This window comes from Bradyrhizobium liaoningense, from assembly GCF_018130785.1.
GTDB classification, from domain to species: Bacteria; Pseudomonadota; Alphaproteobacteria; order Rhizobiales; family Xanthobacteraceae; genus Bradyrhizobium; species Bradyrhizobium liaoningense_A.
In genome coordinates, this window is record NZ_JAFCJT010000001.1 from 317139 (window position 1) to 331852 (window position 14714).

General features: G+C 63.6%; 14 protein-coding genes. 10 read left to right on the forward strand and 4 right to left on the reverse strand.

Annotated features, from left to right (window positions below):
* The first annotated feature begins 124 nt into the window (after nucleotides 1–124).
* The 5 genes from JQ627_RS01455 (at nucleotide 125) to JQ627_RS01475 (ending at nucleotide 6091) form a co-directional block, all read left to right on the forward strand.
* Nucleotides 125–1024 carry a VOC family protein gene (locus tag JQ627_RS01455; protein WP_212482382.1) on the forward strand — a complete coding sequence of 300 codons (900 nt, stop codon included), beginning with the start codon at nucleotides 125–127 and terminating at the stop codon, nucleotides 1022–1024.
* Entirely contained in the window at nucleotides 1021–2640 is a 1620-nt protein-coding gene (locus JQ627_RS01460; RefSeq protein WP_212482383.1) for a bifunctional 3-(3-hydroxy-phenyl)propionate/3-hydroxycinnamic acid hydroxylase, read from the forward strand. The genes JQ627_RS01455 and JQ627_RS01460 overlap by 4 nt, the downstream gene beginning before the upstream one ends.
* Nucleotides 2637–3482, forward strand: coding sequence for a fumarylacetoacetate hydrolase family protein (locus JQ627_RS01465; RefSeq protein ID WP_212482384.1), 846 nt, complete (start codon nucleotides 2637–2639; stop codon nucleotides 3480–3482). Before JQ627_RS01460 ends, JQ627_RS01465 begins: the two co-directional genes overlap by 4 nt.
* 203 nt (nucleotides 3483–3685) lie before the next feature.
* Entirely contained in the window at nucleotides 3686–4663 is a 978-nt protein-coding gene (locus JQ627_RS01470; RefSeq protein ID WP_212482385.1) for a tripartite tricarboxylate transporter substrate binding protein, read from the forward strand.
* Between the two features lie 174 nt (nucleotides 4664–4837).
* Nucleotides 4838–6091 carry an acyl-CoA dehydrogenase family protein gene (locus JQ627_RS01475; protein WP_249142818.1) on the forward strand — a complete coding sequence of 418 codons (1254 nt, stop codon included), beginning with the start codon at nucleotides 4838–4840 and terminating at the stop codon, nucleotides 6089–6091.
* Nucleotides 6092–6112: 21 nt separating this feature from the next.
* Here the strand turns inward: JQ627_RS01475 and JQ627_RS01480 are convergent, their stop codons facing one another.
* The 4 genes from JQ627_RS01480 to JQ627_RS01495 form a co-directional block, all read right to left on the reverse strand.
* Nucleotides 6113–6454, reverse strand: a complete 342-nt coding sequence (locus JQ627_RS01480) for a hypothetical protein (RefSeq protein WP_212482386.1) — start codon at nucleotides 6452–6454, stop codon at nucleotides 6113–6115.
* A 372-nt stretch (nucleotides 6455–6826) separates the two neighbouring features.
* Nucleotides 6827–7918: a TRAP transporter substrate-binding protein gene (locus JQ627_RS01485; protein ID WP_212482387.1), complete on the reverse strand. Its 1092-nt coding sequence runs from the start codon at nucleotides 7916–7918 to the stop codon at nucleotides 6827–6829.
* A gap of 205 nt (nucleotides 7919–8123) precedes the next feature.
* Nucleotides 8124–9257 (reverse strand): Mrp/NBP35 family ATP-binding protein, encoded by a 1134-nt coding sequence (locus JQ627_RS01490; RefSeq protein WP_212482388.1) that lies wholly within the window; start codon nucleotides 9255–9257, stop codon nucleotides 8124–8126.
* A gap of 90 nt (nucleotides 9258–9347) precedes the next feature.
* Nucleotides 9348–9785, reverse strand: coding sequence for a VOC family protein (locus JQ627_RS01495; RefSeq protein WP_212482389.1), 438 nt, complete (start codon nucleotides 9783–9785; stop codon nucleotides 9348–9350).
* A gap of 188 nt (nucleotides 9786–9973) precedes the next feature.
* On the opposite strand from JQ627_RS01495, the gene JQ627_RS01500 reads away from it, so the two are divergent.
* The 5 genes from JQ627_RS01500 to JQ627_RS01520 all read left to right on the forward strand — a co-directional run bounded on the left by JQ627_RS01500 (nucleotide 9974) and on the right by JQ627_RS01520 (nucleotide 14710).
* Entirely contained in the window at nucleotides 9974–10846 is an 873-nt protein-coding gene (locus JQ627_RS01500) for an NAD(P)-dependent oxidoreductase (RefSeq protein ID WP_212482390.1), read from the forward strand.
* Nucleotides 10847–10868: 22 nt separating this feature from the next.
* Entirely contained in the window at nucleotides 10869–12146 is a 1278-nt protein-coding gene (nhaD, locus tag JQ627_RS01505) for a sodium:proton antiporter NhaD (RefSeq protein ID WP_212482391.1), read from the forward strand.
* Nucleotides 12147–12283: 137 nt separating this feature from the next.
* Entirely contained in the window at nucleotides 12284–13879 is a 1596-nt protein-coding gene (locus JQ627_RS01510; RefSeq protein ID WP_212482392.1) for a HAMP domain-containing sensor histidine kinase, read from the forward strand.
* A gap of 44 nt (nucleotides 13880–13923) precedes the next feature.
* Entirely contained in the window at nucleotides 13924–14127 is a 204-nt protein-coding gene (locus tag JQ627_RS01515; protein ID WP_212482393.1) for a DUF1289 domain-containing protein, read from the forward strand.
* A 28-nt stretch (nucleotides 14128–14155) separates the two neighbouring features.
* Entirely contained in the window at nucleotides 14156–14710 is a 555-nt protein-coding gene (locus JQ627_RS01520; protein WP_212482394.1) for a TIGR02281 family clan AA aspartic protease, read from the forward strand.
* Nucleotides 14711–14714 lie beyond the last annotated feature (4 nt).

Consider the following 14714-nt stretch of genomic DNA (forward strand, 5'->3'; position numbering starts at 1 on the left):
GAATCATCGCCTTTTTGTATATTAGCAGATATCAAGGCGGTATTTTATAAATTCGTTCTTTACGTATACTTTTTTACATATTAAGGACTTCCGCACAGTCGCAATATCCTGGCGAGGAAGCCCAATGTCCGATTTTCCGGTGGCGGCCCTGCGCAGCGTCGAGATCGCGACGCCGCACCCCGCCGGTTCGGTCGATTTCTACACCAGGGTATGGGGCCTCGACGTCGCGGCGGACATGGACGGCACGGTGTACCTCGCCGCAACGGGCCGCGACTTCCACGTGCTCGAACTCACGCCCGGCGCGGCGACGTCGCTCCGCAAAGTCAGCTTCCGCACCCGCTCGCAGGAGGACTTGCATCGCCTGTTCGAACGCGCGCGGCAGGCCGGCTGTGAGGTGATCAGTTCACCCGCGCCATCGCGTGCGCCGTCGGGTGGCGAAAACTTCGTGGTTCGCGAACCGCAGGGTTGCGCCATGGAGTTCGTCCATGGCGATCGCACCAAGGCGGAGCGCTTGGTTGCGGATCGGCCCGAGCGGCTGGCGCATATCAACATCAACAGCACCGATGTCGAAAAGCTCTCGGCCTTCTACCAGGAGACTCTCGGATTCCGCCTCTCGGATCGGTCGAAGCTAATGGCGTTCCTGTGCTGCAACAGCGACCACCACGCGATCGTGCTCGCGGAGGCCCCGCTCAACGGCCTCAATCATGTTGCCTTCCTGATGCCTGATCTCGAATCCGTCATGCGCGGCTCCGGTCGCATGGTGGATCACGGCTATCCGATCGGCTGGGGCGTCGGCCGGCACGGACCGGGCGACAATGTATTCGCCTATTTCGTCGATCCGACCGGCGCCGTCATCGAATACACCGCCGAAGTCTTGCAGATCGATGACAGCTACGTTCCCAAAGGTCCAGGCGAGTGGGTCTGGCCGCCGGGACGAACGGATCAGTGGGGCATCGCCCCGCCCAAGAGCGATGCCTGCAAGTCGGCGCAGCTTGCCATTCCCTTCGCGACGGCGCGCTCATGACGGATACGGCTGATACCACCGACTATGACGTGCTCGTCGTCGGCTTCGGGCCGACCGGAGCCGTTGCCGCGGGCCAGCTCGGCCGCCTCGGCCATCGCACGCTGGTTATCGACCGGCTCACCGGTGTGTATGACAAGCCGCGCGCGATTGCGCTCGATCACGAGATTTTTCGCCATTTCGACAATATGGGCCTCGCGGAAGCGGTCTCGCCCCATATCGAGCCTTTCACCGCATCGGAGCACTTTGGCGTCGACGGCCAATTGATCCGGCGTGTCGACATGGTCGCGAAGCCCTATCCGCTCGGCTACACGCCGAGCATGGTGTTCAGCCAGCCCGCGGTCGAGGCCGAGCTGCGCCGCCACGCCACCAGCTTTTCCAATGTGCGGGCCGAGCTCGGCGTCGAACTGCATGATCTCGTTCAGACCTCCGATCGCGTCGAGGCGAGATTGAGTGGCGCGGACGGACAGCACCGTTCCGTGACGGCGCGCTATGTCCTTGGATGCGACGGCGCTTCGAGCACCGTGCGAGAGATCGCAGGCCTTGCGCTCGAGGATCTCACCTTCGATGAACCGTGGCTGGTGGTCGACATGCGCGTGAATGCGAACGCGCTCGACCGCCTTCCGCAATGCTCCGCGCAATTCTGCAACCCGGCGCGTCCCGTCAGCTTCCTGATCGGCCCAAAAAATCATCGCCGCTGGGAGATCATGCTATTGCCCGGCGAAGACGCACGGCAGATGGAGCGGCCGGAGAATGTCTGGAAGCTGCTCTCGCGCTGGCTCGCTCCGCATGACGGGGAATTGTGGCGAGCAGCCTCCTATCGCTTCCACGCCCTCGTTGCAGCCGACTGGCGCAACGGCAAGATCCTGATCGCCGGCGACGCCGCGCATCAGCAGCCACCCTTCATTGGCCAGGGCATGTGCCAGGGCTTGCGTGACGCCACCAACCTCGTCTGGAAGCTGGATCGGGTGCTCACGGGCGTATCCTCCGACAGCCTGCTCGACAGCTACACCGTTGAACGCAAGCAGCACGTCATCGAGTTGACCCGCAGGATCAAGGCGATCGGCCAATCGATCTGCGAACGCGATACGGCTGCGGCCCGACGGCGCGATGCGCAGATTTTGGCTGACGGCGGCGGCAAGCCGCTGCTGATCACGCGGCAGGAGATCATTCCGCCGCTACGCGCAGGGTTCCTCGCGCATCAAGAAGGGCCGGCCCGCGGCAGCCTGTTTCCGCAGCCGCGGATCGCAAGCTCAGATTCGGTTCGCTTGCTCGACAAGGTGATCGGACCTGGCTTGCACGTGTTCATCGACGGCCGCAGCACCGATGCCGCCACCCTCCTCGCGCTCTGCGCCGCGCACCCGGACATGTCAGCAGCCGCAGTCGCACCTGCCGGTACGCCGGATGCGCTGGAAGAGACCGAGGGCGTGCTCGCGAGCTGGTTCGATCGTCACGGTGTCGTCGCCGCGATTGTGCGACCTGACCATTACGTCTTCGGCACGGCGCGCAATACAGCGGAGCTCGGCGATCTCCTGCGCGAGATCGACGCACGCCTTCGCGACGTCCCGGCCGAGCAGGCAAACCAAATTCCCGATCTGAGAATGGAGAGAACCTCGTGAAATTAGCAACTGTTGCGATCGACGGCCGCACCACTTGGGGTATCGTCGAAGGCGAGACCTTTTTTGATGTCGGCGTTGTGCTTGGGGCACGTTATGCGGATCTCAAGGCGGCAATCGGCTCGCGGCTATCAGGCGTTGTCGAGGCAAGATCCACGGCCGCTGCCGTTCCGATTTCCAAAGTCACATGGCTGCCGGTTATTCCGAACCCGGACAAGATCCTGTGCGTCGGCCTGAACTACGAGACCCATCGCAAGGAAACCGGCCGCTCCGAGGTCGATCACCCCACTATCTTCTCGCGCTACGCCAACAGCCAGACCGGACATTTGCAACCGATCGTGCGGCCGCGCGTCTCGACCGACCTCGATTTCGAGGGGGAGCTTGCGGTCATCATCGGCAAGGCTGGACGCTACATCTCTCGCGCAGACGCCATGGACTATGTCGCCGGCTATTCCTGCTACAATGACGGCAGCATCCGCGACTTCCAGCGTCACACGCATCAGTTCACGCCGGGCAAGAATTTTCCCGACACCGGCGCATTCGGTCCGTGGATGATGACGCCGGACGAACTCGGTGAGCTCGCCGAGCTCAAGCTGCAGACCCGCCTCAATGGACAGGTCATGCAGGAAGCGCGAATCAAGCAGATGATCTTCGATATCCCGCGCCAGATCGAATACTGCTCCACGTTCACGCGGCTCGAGCCCGGCGACGTCATCGTCAGCGGAACGCCCGGTGGCGTCGGCGCGCGGCGCGAGCCGCCGCTCTGGATGAAGCCCGGCGATGTCGTCGAGATCGAGGTCGAACGCCTCGGCGTGCTCAGGAATACCGTCGCGGACGAAACCTGATCGAGAAGCTGCAGCCCGCGGTGACACGCTGGCTGCGCTCTCAGGCGCGCCCTAAAGCATGATCCGGAAAAGCGCGAAGCGGTTTTCCGAAAAGATCATGCTCAAACAATAACCCAAAGCGCGATGATGATTCATTCCGATCTCATCGCGCTTTAGCGCAAACAATAAAGCCCGCAAAGCGGCGACCCTTCAGGAGGAACACGATGCCCGGACTATCCCGTCGTCTGCTGCTCGCCGGCGCTGCCCTTTGCCTCTCCTTGCCAGCGTTCGCGGAGTCATGGCCGCAAAGGCCCGTGACGGTCGTCGTGCCCCAGCCGGCGGGCAACAGCCCGGATGTGATGTGCCGTCTCATCACCGAGAAGCTATCCCGGGCCCTTGGACAGCAATTCGTCGTCGAGAACCGTCCGGGCGCCGCAAACCTCGTCGGCACGCAAGCGGTCGCCCGTGCCGCTCCGGACGGCTACACATTCCTGTTCGCCACCTCGGCGGCGCTCGTCACCAACCCCTACACGTTCAAGAAGCTCGCCTACGATCCCGTCAAGGATTTCATCCCGGTCGCCATGGCGGCCCGCAGCAACCACGTCCTTCTCGTCAATCCCGAGGTGAAGGCCAGGACGCTGCCGGAATTGATCAAGCTCGAGAAATCAGCGCCCGGCTCATTGAGCCTGGCCGTCGACGGTGCGCGCAACCTCTCGGGCCTGATCGCGCAAGCCATCAACAAGCAGGCGGGGACCGGCTTCGTCCTCATTCCCTACAACACGACCACGAATGCGGTGCAGGACGCCATCTCGGGCCGCATCCAGGTGACGATCCAGGCGGCATCCATTGCAGAGGCCTTCATCAAGGCGGGCACACTTCGACCGATTGCCGTTGCCGGCACCAAACGGATCGACTCCCTGCCGGACGTTCCTGCGATCTCGGAGACGCTGCAAAGCGCCGATCTGCAGGGCTGGTTCATGTTCATGGCGCCGGTTGGAACGCCCGCCGACATCGTGGAAAAACTGAGCACCGAGATTGCACGCGCCCTGGAATCGCCTGAAGTGCGCGAGCGAGCTCCCACCCTCGGCTTTGATGTCCGCATTGGCGATGCAGTGACGCCGGCAGGGGCAAAGCGCTTCCTCGAAGACCAGCTCGCCTCTACCGGCAAGATCATTCAGGGGCTTGGCGTCGAACCTGAATAGCGAAGGTAGAGCAACCATTTATGGGAGCAGTGATGCACGTCTTCAGGTTCACGCTCGCATTCGCCTTCTGCCTGATGGCAACGCTGGTCCAAACCGCGCTCACAAGCGTTGATCGCGGGTGTTGCTCAGATCCGGCCCACACGTCTATATAACGAGCTACCGTCACCGTGATCGATGGCCGCAATCTCCTGCGAGCGCCGTGGTCGAACCCAGGTGATCGAAAGCCAGCGTTCCGCCGAGGCGAGGTCGACCGGAGTTTCCTTAAGTATGTCCCATCAAGACGACAGCCTTGCCGCGAAGATCGAAGCGTTCATCCGCACCGATGTCATTCCCTACGAGAAGGATCCGCGTACAGGTCCACACGGCCCGAGTGACGAACTCGTGCAGGAGTTACGCGCCAAAGCGCGCAAGGCGGGCGTCCTGACGCCGCATATTCTTGCCGATGGATCTCATCTGACTCAACGCGAGACCGCAAAGGCCTTGATCAAATCCGGCCTCTCGCCGCTCGGGCCACTGGCGTGCAACACCATGGCGCCGGATGAAGGCAATATGTACCTGCTGGGCAAGGTCGGAAGCAGCGAGCAGAAAGTGCGTTTCCTCGAACCGCTCGTGTCGGGCAAAGCGCGCTCGGCGTTCTTCATGACCGAGCCTGCGGATGCGGGCGGAGCTGGATCCGATCCGTCGATGATGCAGACGACGTGCCGGCTGGACGGCAATCACTGGGTCATCAACGGTCGAAAGAAGTTCATCACCGGGGCCGAAGGCGCAAAGGTCGGGATCGTCATGGCGAAGTCGGACGACGGCGCGTGCATGTTCCTCGTCGATCTGCCAAATCCCGCGATCCGCACGCTGCGCGTGCTGGACACGATCGACAGTTCGATGCCCGGCGGACATGCCGAGATCGAAATCGAAAATCTTCGCGTGCCCGCCGACCAGATGCTCGGCGCGTCCGGCGATGGCTTCAAATACGCCCAGATTCGCCTGAGCCCCGCGCGCCTGTCGCACTGCATGCGGTGGCTGGGCCTGGCGATCCGCGCCAACGAAATTGCCACCGACTATGCCTGCCGCCGCCAGGCGTTCGGAAAACCGCTGGTCGATCACGAAGGCGTCGGCTTCATGCTGGCGGAGAACCTGATCGATCTCAAGCAATCGGAGCTGATGATCGACTGGTGTGCAGGCGTGCTCGACACCGGCTCCCTCGGGACGAGCGAGAGCTCCATGGCGAAGGTTGCCGTGTCAGAAGCGCTCATGCGCGTCGCCGATCGCTGCGTCCAGGTGATGGGAGGCACCGGGGTTACGACGGAAACGATCGTCGAACAGGCGTTCCGTGAGATCCGCGCATTTCGGATCTATGACGGCCCGACCGAGGTTCACAAATGGTCGCTGGCCAAGAAAATCAAGCGCGACTGGAAGGCAGGGCAACATTGACCGGCGTGCCACTTGGCCTGATCAGGTACGGCGCTCCTGAAATGCCGCTCTGAGCTCCGCCAGCTGGTCGCTTGTTGCACCCTGCTCCGCGTCGGCCCGATTGGTCGCCACGTCCATGTAAGCAATCGGCTGATCGAACTGGCTCGCCGTGAAGTCATACCGCTGCCCTTCGATCCGATTGTAGAAATGATCGCCGCCCGGCAGAGGCGTCTTCAGCAACTCGCCGCCGAAGAGTTCGTGGATCAGTAGCGCGGTGACGTTGCATTGCCCTGTCGCCGGATTGTCCGCCGTCCATTGGCTGGCCGTCGACAACGACCAGGCCTGGCGCAGCGCGCTCTGAACTTCATCGGGATCGAAGCGCATAGTCACTCCCCAGAGATCGGCGGCGCAGCTCACATTTCGGATTATGCGATTATTGTATTTTGCCCGTGTTTTGCCCGACGAGTCAAACGGGCTTCCCGGTTCATCGTTGGAAAGGATGGAGCAGGACGAAGCCCGTCACTCGGCTTCAGATCCGGATTTCAGCCTTGATTGCACGTTGATTGCCGCTTCGCGCTGATTTGCCTTGGCGTGCCAGGCTGTTGACCGCCTCCACCGGACATCGCCCCCTCGCCGCCCGTCTACTGTGCATGGGGTTGTTTTCCATATTTTTGCTTTGGCGTCCGCTTTTGGGCAAAGAAAAAGCCCGGCCTCGCATGAGGCCGGGCTCTGTCGTCTTGCGACGTTTTGCGAAGATCAGCCGCGGGTGCGCGAGCGGATCATGAAGCTGTCGTAGGTGTATTCGGCGACCTGCCACCACAGATATTCGTCGGAGCGGTAGGCCTGCATGGCGTCGATCGACTTCTTGAAGTCGGCGTTCTTGGCCGAGATCTCGCCCCACAGCTCGTTGGTCGACTTGAGGCAGGCTTCGAGCACTTCGTTGGTGAAGGGACGAAGCTGGGTGCCGCCGGCGACCAGACGCTTCAGCGCCGCCGGGTTCTGCATGTCGTAGCGCGCGGCCATCCAGCTGTTGGCGTTGGCCGTCGCGTTGGTGAGGATCGCCTGGTAGTTCTTCGGCAGCGCATTCCACTTGTCGAGGTTGGTGAAGGCGTGGACGGTCGGACCGCCTTCCCAGAAGCCGGGATAGTAGTAGTACTTGGCGACCTTGGCGAAGCCGAGCTTCTCATCATCATAAGGGCCGACCCACTCGGCCGCGTCGATGGTGCCCTTCTCCAGTGCCGGATAGATGTCGCCGCCGGCGAGCTGCTGCGGCACGACGCCGACCTTCTGGAGCACCTGGCCGGCGATGCCGCCGATGCGCATCTTGAGGCCCGAGAGATCCGCAACGGTCTTGATCTCCTTGCGGAACCAGCCGCCCATCTGGGTGCCGGTGTTGCCGCAGGGGAAGCCGATCACGTTCGACTTCTTGAAGAACTCGTTGCCGAGCTGCTCGCCGCCGCCCTGGTACCACCAGGAGTTCTGCTGGCGCGCGTTGAGGCCGAACGGCACCGAGGCGTAGATCGCCCAGGTCGGGTCCTTGCCGACGTAGTAGTAGGAAACGGTGTGGCACATCTCGACGGTGCCGTTCGAGGTCGCGTCGAGCGCCTGCAGGCCCGGGACGATTTCGCCGGCGGCGAACACCTGGATCTGGAATTTGTTGTCGGTCATCTCGGCGACGTACTTCGCCACCTGCTCGCCGCCGCCATAGATGGTGTCGAGCGACTTCGGGAAGCTCGACGTCATGCGCCACTTGATCTCGGGCGAGGACTGCGCGATCGCCGGCGAGGCTACCGCGGCGGTCGCCGCCGCGCCTGCTGCCGACACTTTCAGGAAATCACGACGCTTCATCTTCAGGTCTCTCCTTGCTGGGGCGTTTCCCCTAAACTTCCTCGTTGTCGCCGCTCGTTCCGGCGACGCGTTTGGGTCGCGTCGAACCGAAGGGGCTTGACTGCCGTGGCCTTTAACACGGAAGCCCAGCTTTCGGAACGCGACAATGGCACGATGGGGCTCTACGAAAGTCGCATGTCCCAAGATATTGCTGACCCAGACCGGCTCAGGCCGCGGCGATGACGCCTTTGAGCTGGTCACGGACCTGCCCCGCAATGGCGCGATAGATCGCCGCATGAGGACCGTCCGGCTCGCTGTCAACCACGGGATTGCCGGCATCCGAGGTGGCGCGAATCGCCATGTGCAGGGGGATCTCGCCCAGGAACGGTACCCCGAGCTTCTCGGCCTCGTGGCGCGCGCCGCCATGGCCGAAAATATCCGATTTCGTGCCGCAATGCGGGCACTGGAAGTAGCTCATGTTCTCGACGATGCCGAGCACGGGCACGTTGACCTTTTTGAACATAGCAAGGCCCCGCCGCGCATCGATCAGCGACAGGTCCTGCGGGGTCGAGACGATCACGGCGCCCTTCAGCGGCACGTTCTGCGCCAGCGTGAGCTGGGCGTCGCCGGTGCCCGGCGGCATGTCGACCACGAGCACGTCGAGGCTACCCCATTCGACGTCGCGCAGCATCTGCGTCACCGCCGACATCACCATGGGACCGCGCCAGATCATAGCGGTCTCTTCCTCGACCAGGAAGCCGATCGACATGATGGCGAGGCCAAAGCGCCTGAGCGGAATCATCTTGCGCTCGTCGTTCAGCGCCGGTTTGTCGCGCAGGCCCGTCAGCCGCGGCACCGAGGGGCCGTAGATGTCGGCATCGAGCAGCCCGACCTTGAGGCCGAGGTCGCGCAGGCCCAACGCCAGGTTGAGCGCGGTGGTCGATTTACCGACGCCGCCCTTGCCGGAGGCGACCGCGATCACGGCGGCGACACCCGGAATCTCGGACTGCCGCGCCATCGGCGATTGGCCGCCCTGCGGCGGCTTGTGGGCATGGACCGGCTGCACGCCCGGCGTGCCGCGGCTCGGCGCTGGCGGCGGCGGTGCGGCGCCGGGCTTGCGCTCGGCGGTCAGTGCCACCATCGCGGTGGTGACGCCTGGAATGGCGCGCACCACGGCCTCGGCTTCCGCCCGGACGGATTCCCAGGCTCGCGCCTCGGCGGCATCGACGTTGATCGAGAAGAACACCTTGCCGTCGGAGGCGCTGATCGCGCTCAGCACGTTGGCATTGGTGAGCGCGACCCCGCGCGGCGACTTGATCCGGGCGAGGCTGTCGAGAACCTGTTGCTGCGTCACGCTCAAAGCGCATCTCCCAAACGGGGCATGATCCCAAGAACTGTGATCATGCTCAAAGCTTCAGGATGCCCCATTAGAGCGGAAACGCCGAAAAGGCTACTGCCTGCCGATATCGTCAGCCATTTCGGCGGGAGCCGCCCCCTGCTCCATGGCCGCCTCGTAATTCAGCTCGATCATGACCCCGTTGGGGTCGTGGACGAAGATCTGCCAGAGGTCGCCGCCGGGCACCTGGCGGGAGTCGAACTTCATGCCCTTCGACGCCAATCGCTGCTTCATGCCGTCGAAACCGCGGCTGGCGAAGGCGACGTGGTGGACAACGCCCGAATCCGGCTTTTGTGGCTCCGAGGTCGGGGAAATATCGACGAGGTGCACCACCGGCTTGCCCTCGCTGTACATCCAGGCCCCCGGGAAGGCGAAATTGGGCCGGGCGCCTTTTTCCAGGCCCAGCACGTCCTCATAGAAGCGGACCGTCTCGGCCAGATTCCGGGTCCGGATGTTGAAATGATCGAGGACGCCAACGCTCACGCCGCCCATGCTTTCACTCCCTTTTCTTATGCAGAACCTTAAGTCCCGCCATCCTAGCACAGGCGGCTGCCAAACGAAGCCTTTGCCCTCTGGCCTCAAGGGTTTATGGTGCGCTCCTAATCCGCCCTCATAGCGGAACCAGGCGCCCCTCGCCCGGCAAAAACCGTAAAACCCAAACTACGGACAAGGTACCACACATGGCTAAAGTCGCTTTCCTCGGTCTCGGCGTCATGGGCTTCCCCATGGCCGGACACCTCGTGAAAAAAGGGGGCCATGAGGTCACCGTCTACAACCGCACCGCGGCCAAGGCGAAGGAGTGGGCGGACAAGTTCGGCGGCAAGACCGCGGCGACCCCGAAAGCCGCGGCCGAAGGCCAGGATTTCGTGATGTGCTGCGTCGGCAACGACAACGATCTGCGCGCAGTCACGATCGGCGCCGACGGCGCGTTCGCCGGCATGAAGAAGGGCGCGACCTTCGTCGACCACACTACGGCCTCCGCCGAGGTCGCGCGCGAGCTCGACGCTGCCGCCACCAAGGCCGGCTTCAAATTCATCGACGCTCCGGTCTCGGGTGGCCAGGCCGGCGCCGAGAACGGCGTGCTGACCGTGATGTGCGGCGGCGCGCAGGATGCCTATTCCGGCGCCGAGCCGATCATCACAGGCGCCTATGCGCGGATGTGCAAACTGCTCGGACCCGCCGGCTCCGGCCAGCTGACCAAGATGGTCAACCAGATCTGCATCGCCGGGTTGGTGCAGGGTCTCTCCGAGGGTATCCACTTCGCCAAGAAGAGTGGCCTCGACGTCGCCGCCGTGATCGAGACCATCTCAAAAGGGGCCGCGCAGTCCTGGCAGATGGAGAACCGCTACAAGACCATGAACGACGACAAATACGATTTCGGCTTCGCGGTCGAATGGATGCGCAAGGACCTCTCGATTTCGCTGGCCGAAGCCCGCCGCAACGGCGCCAATCTGCCGGTGACCGCGCTGGTCGACCAGTTCTACGCCGAGGTCGAGAAGATGGGCGGCAAGCGCTGGGACACGTCGAGCCTGCTCGCACGTCTCAATCGCTGACATCTGACCGATTGTCCCCACCTTGCTGATCGCGATCGCCGTCATCTTCGTTCTGGTCTATGCGGCGATCGCGCTTGAACACCCGCTCGGGATCAACAAGAGTGCCACGGCGCTGATCGGCGCCGGGGTGCTGTGGGCGATCTACGCGGCCACGATCGGCGACCACGCGATGGTCGGCCGGCAGATCGACGAATCCGTCGCTTCCACCGCGCAGATCGTGTTCTTCCTGATCGGCGCGATGACCATCGTCGAGGTGATCGACGCCCACGACGGGTTCGAGGTCATCACCTCCCGCATCGGCACGACGAGCCAGGTTCGCCTGATGTGGCTGATCGGCTTCGTGACCTTCTTCCTCAGCGCGATCCTGGACAATCTGACCACCACCATCGTGATGGTCTCGCTGATCCAGCGGCTGATCGCCAAGCGCGACGACCGCCTGCTGTTCGCCTCCCTCATCGTCATCGCTGCGAACGCCGGCGGCGCGTGGACCGTGATCGGCGACGTCACCACGACCATGCTGTGGATCGGCGGGCAGATCACGCCACTGAAGATCATGGGCGCAGTGTTCCTGCCCTCGCTGGTCAATCTGCTCGTACCGCTCGCCTTCATCAGCTTTCTGGTGAAAGACAAGACCATCGCACCGCCGCCGAAGGACGACGGAGTTCAGGTCGTCGGAGGGTTCGAGCGCAACCTGATGTTCTATCTCGGGCTCGGCGTATTGATCGCCGTGCCCGCCTTCAAGGCGGTCACGCATCTGCCGCCCTTTATGGGCGTGCTGCTCGGACTCGGCATCGTCTGGCTGGTCGGCGAAATCGTTCACCGCGACAAGGACGAGCATGTGCGCCGTCCGCTGACGCTGGCGCATGCGCTGACCCGGATCGACATGGGCTCGATCGTGTTCTTCCTCGGCATCCTGCTTGCGGTCGCCTGTCTCGAACATGCGGGCCTGCTCTCGATGCTGGCGAGATGGCTGGAGGCGACGATTGGGCGCCAGGACGTCATTGTCGTCGTGCTCGGCCTCCTCAGCGCTGTCATCGACAACGTGCCGCTGGTGGCGGCGACCATGGGCATGTACGACCTCGGCCACTACCCAACCGACAGCTTCCTCTGGGAGTTCATCGCCTATTGCGCCGGCACCGGCGGCTCGATCCTGATCATCGGCTCGGCCGCAGGCGTCGCCGCCATGGGGCTCGAGCGGATCGAGTTCCTCTGGTACGCCCGCCGCATCGCCATCCCCGCCCTCGCGGGCTATCTGGCGGGCGCGGTGGTCTATGTCGCCCAGCATGCGGCGCTCCACTGACCGGCAATGCCACAGCCGAAAATTAACGCACGGTTAACGTAATTCTTTAGCTCCTTAAGTCACCTCTTAAGGATTTCTTGCCAGAGATAGAGAATGCAGAAGGCCCGTCTCGCGCGGGCGGGAATTGTTGTTGTTCGATGAGTAAACCCGCTGAAAAGCCAGAGGTCGTGCAGCTTCCGGCCGAGCCGGTGAGCGCTCCGTCGGCGAGCAGCCGACGGGCTGCGTCGCAGCGGGTGCGCGAGGCGCGCGACAAGTTAACGTCGACCAGCGGAACCCGGCCGGCTTTCGACGCCGAGATGCTGCGCCAATATGCCCAGACGCGGCTGTCGGCCTCCTATGTCGTGATGCTGCTGGTGGTCGCCACCGGCGTGCTGTTCGGGCTGTGGATGCAGCCGATCCCTGCCGCGGCCTGGACCGCCGGCATGCTCTGCATCCACGCCGCGATGATCCGCAGCTGCCACCGTTTCCTGGCTGAGGCCTCCTCGCCCGCGGCAACGCGCGCATGGCGGACGCGCTTCGTCGTGCTCGACCTGCTCTATGGCCTGTGCTGGATGGCGATCCTGATCCATCCCGTGCTCGACATGGTCACGGAAACACTGATGATGTTCCTGATGCTGCTGGTCATCGCAGTGTCGAGCATGCTGGCCGCCAATCTGCCGATCGCCGCCCTTGCCGCCACCGCGCCGGTCGCGGTCGCGATGGCGCTGAGCTTCGTGATGACCGGCGCGCTGGACAATTACATCCTTGCGGCGCTCGCGCTTGCGGCCGAAGGCTATTTCGTGCTGCTGGCGCATCGCCTGCACTCCTCGACCTTCGCCACGCTAGAGGCACGCGCCGAGAAGGACGCGCTGATCGGCGAGCTCGAACAGGCCAAGGCGATCTCGGACGAAGCGCGCCACCGCGCCGAATCCGCCAACGTCGCAAAATCGCGCTTCCTCGCGCAGATGAGCCATGAGCTGCGCACGCCGCTGAACGCGATCCTCGGCTTCTCCGAAGTGATGAAGAGCGAAATTTTCGGCGCGCATGCGGTGCCAGTCTACAAGGAGTACTCGGCGGACATCCATAATTCCGGCGTGCACCTGCTCAACCTCATCAACGAGATCCTCGACCTGTCGCGGATCGAAGCCGGCCGCTACGAACTCAACGAGGAAGCGGTGTCGCTGGTCGGCATCGTCGCCGACTGCCATCATCTGATGAAGCTGCGCGCATCGAGCCGCGGCATCACGATCCACGAGGTGTTCGAGCAGGCCATGCCGCGGCTCTGGGCCGACGAGCGGGCGATCCGCCAGGTCGTGCTCAACCTGCTCTCCAACTCGATCAAGTTCACCCCGCAAGGCGGCGAGATCTGGCTCAAGGCCGGCTGGACGGCTTCGGGGGGACAATATCTCTCGGTGAGGGATTCCGGTTCCGGTATCCCCGAGGACGAAATTCCGGTCGTGCTCGCCTCGTTCGGCCAGGGTTCCAACTCGATCAAGTCGGCGGAACAGGGTGCAGGGCTCGGCCTGCCGATCGCAAAGAACCTGATCGACCTGCATGGCGGCACATTCACGCTGAGATCGAAACTGCGCATCGGCACCGAGGTAATCGTCACCTTCCCGCCCGAGCGCGTGATGAGCGCCCTGGCGCCGATGTCGGACGATTCACCGCCGCTCCAGCCGGAGAGTTCCGCGGTACCCGACGAGAAGCGCCGGCCGCGCCACAAGCCGATCATGAGCGCAGGTACGGGCTCTTAACGAGATGCTTGCAGACATGCCCGACGATCCGTCACTATGTCCACATGAGCAAAGAAACGCCGTGCGTCGCCGTCTGCATGATCGATCCCGGGACCAAGCTGTGCTTCGGCTGCGGCCGGACCTTGCCGGAGATCGCGCGCTGGCACGCCATGGAGAGCACGGAACGGCTCGCGGTGATGGCGCTGTTGCCGACGCGCATGGCGGACGCCGGACTTGCGCCGATCGCGGGATCGTCGAAGCGCGCCTGATCGGCCTGCGTAGCTCCCGAGGCGCGCGATGATCCGCTTCCTGCTCGTTCTCGTCATGCTCGCAGGCACGGCCGGCGCCGTCGTCGCCTATGGCGATCCCGACCGGATCGCGCGCGCCAGCAACAAGGTCTCGCACATCTTCCGTGGGGCGGCTGCGACGCCCACCCCCGCCGTGCAGATCCAGCGCGGCCAGGGCGGCGAATTCGCGCTGCGTGCCAAGATCAACGGCGTGACCGCGCCGATGGTGATCGACACCGGCGCGACCTCCGTGGTGCTGACCTGGGAAACCGCGAAAGCGATCGGACTGCCGCTCGAGATGCTCGAATATAACGTCGACCTCGAAACCGCTGGCGGCCACACCAAGGCGGCCCGCCTGACGCTCGACCGTCTCTCTGTCGGCCACCTCGTCGAAAAGTCGGTGCCGGCCCTCGTCGTGCAGCGCGGTCAGATGAAGACCAATCTGCTCGGCATGAGCTTCCTCGACCGCCTGGAGAGCTGGGGCGTGCGCTCCGACAAGCTGATGCTCACGGGCTATCCGGAGCTGCAAGGCGGCCATCGCCGCGCGCGCATAGCGGTCGACTAGACCG

Coding starts and splice junctions, on each gene's coding strand:
- JQ627_RS01485 (WP_212482387.1), bottom strand. CDS start 7,918: ATGAAGCGTCGTGATTTCCTGAAAGTGTCGGCAGCAGGCGCGGCGGCG.
- JQ627_RS01515 (WP_212482393.1), top strand. CDS start 13,924: ATGAGCAAAGAAACGCCGTGCGTCGCCGTCTGCATGATCGATCCCGGG.
- JQ627_RS01480 (WP_212482386.1), bottom strand. CDS start 6,454: ATGCGCTTCGATCCCGATGAAGTTCAGAGCGCGCTGCGCCAGGCCTGG.
- JQ627_RS01520 (WP_212482394.1), top strand. CDS start 14,156: ATGATCCGCTTCCTGCTCGTTCTCGTCATGCTCGCAGGCACGGCCGGC.
- JQ627_RS01500 (WP_212482390.1), top strand. CDS start 9,974: ATGGCTAAAGTCGCTTTCCTCGGTCTCGGCGTCATGGGCTTCCCCATG.
- JQ627_RS01455 (WP_212482382.1), top strand. CDS start 125: ATGTCCGATTTTCCGGTGGCGGCCCTGCGCAGCGTCGAGATCGCGACG.
- JQ627_RS01495 (WP_212482389.1), bottom strand. CDS start 9,785: ATGGGCGGCGTGAGCGTTGGCGTCCTCGATCATTTCAACATCCGGACC.
- JQ627_RS01510 (WP_212482392.1), top strand. CDS start 12,284: ATGAGTAAACCCGCTGAAAAGCCAGAGGTCGTGCAGCTTCCGGCCGAG.
- JQ627_RS01460 (WP_212482383.1), top strand. CDS start 1,021: ATGACGGATACGGCTGATACCACCGACTATGACGTGCTCGTCGTCGGC.
- JQ627_RS01470 (WP_212482385.1), top strand. CDS start 3,686: ATGCCCGGACTATCCCGTCGTCTGCTGCTCGCCGGCGCTGCCCTTTGC.
- JQ627_RS01475 (WP_249142818.1), top strand. CDS start 4,838: ATGGCCGCAATCTCCTGCGAGCGCCGTGGTCGAACCCAGGTGATCGAA.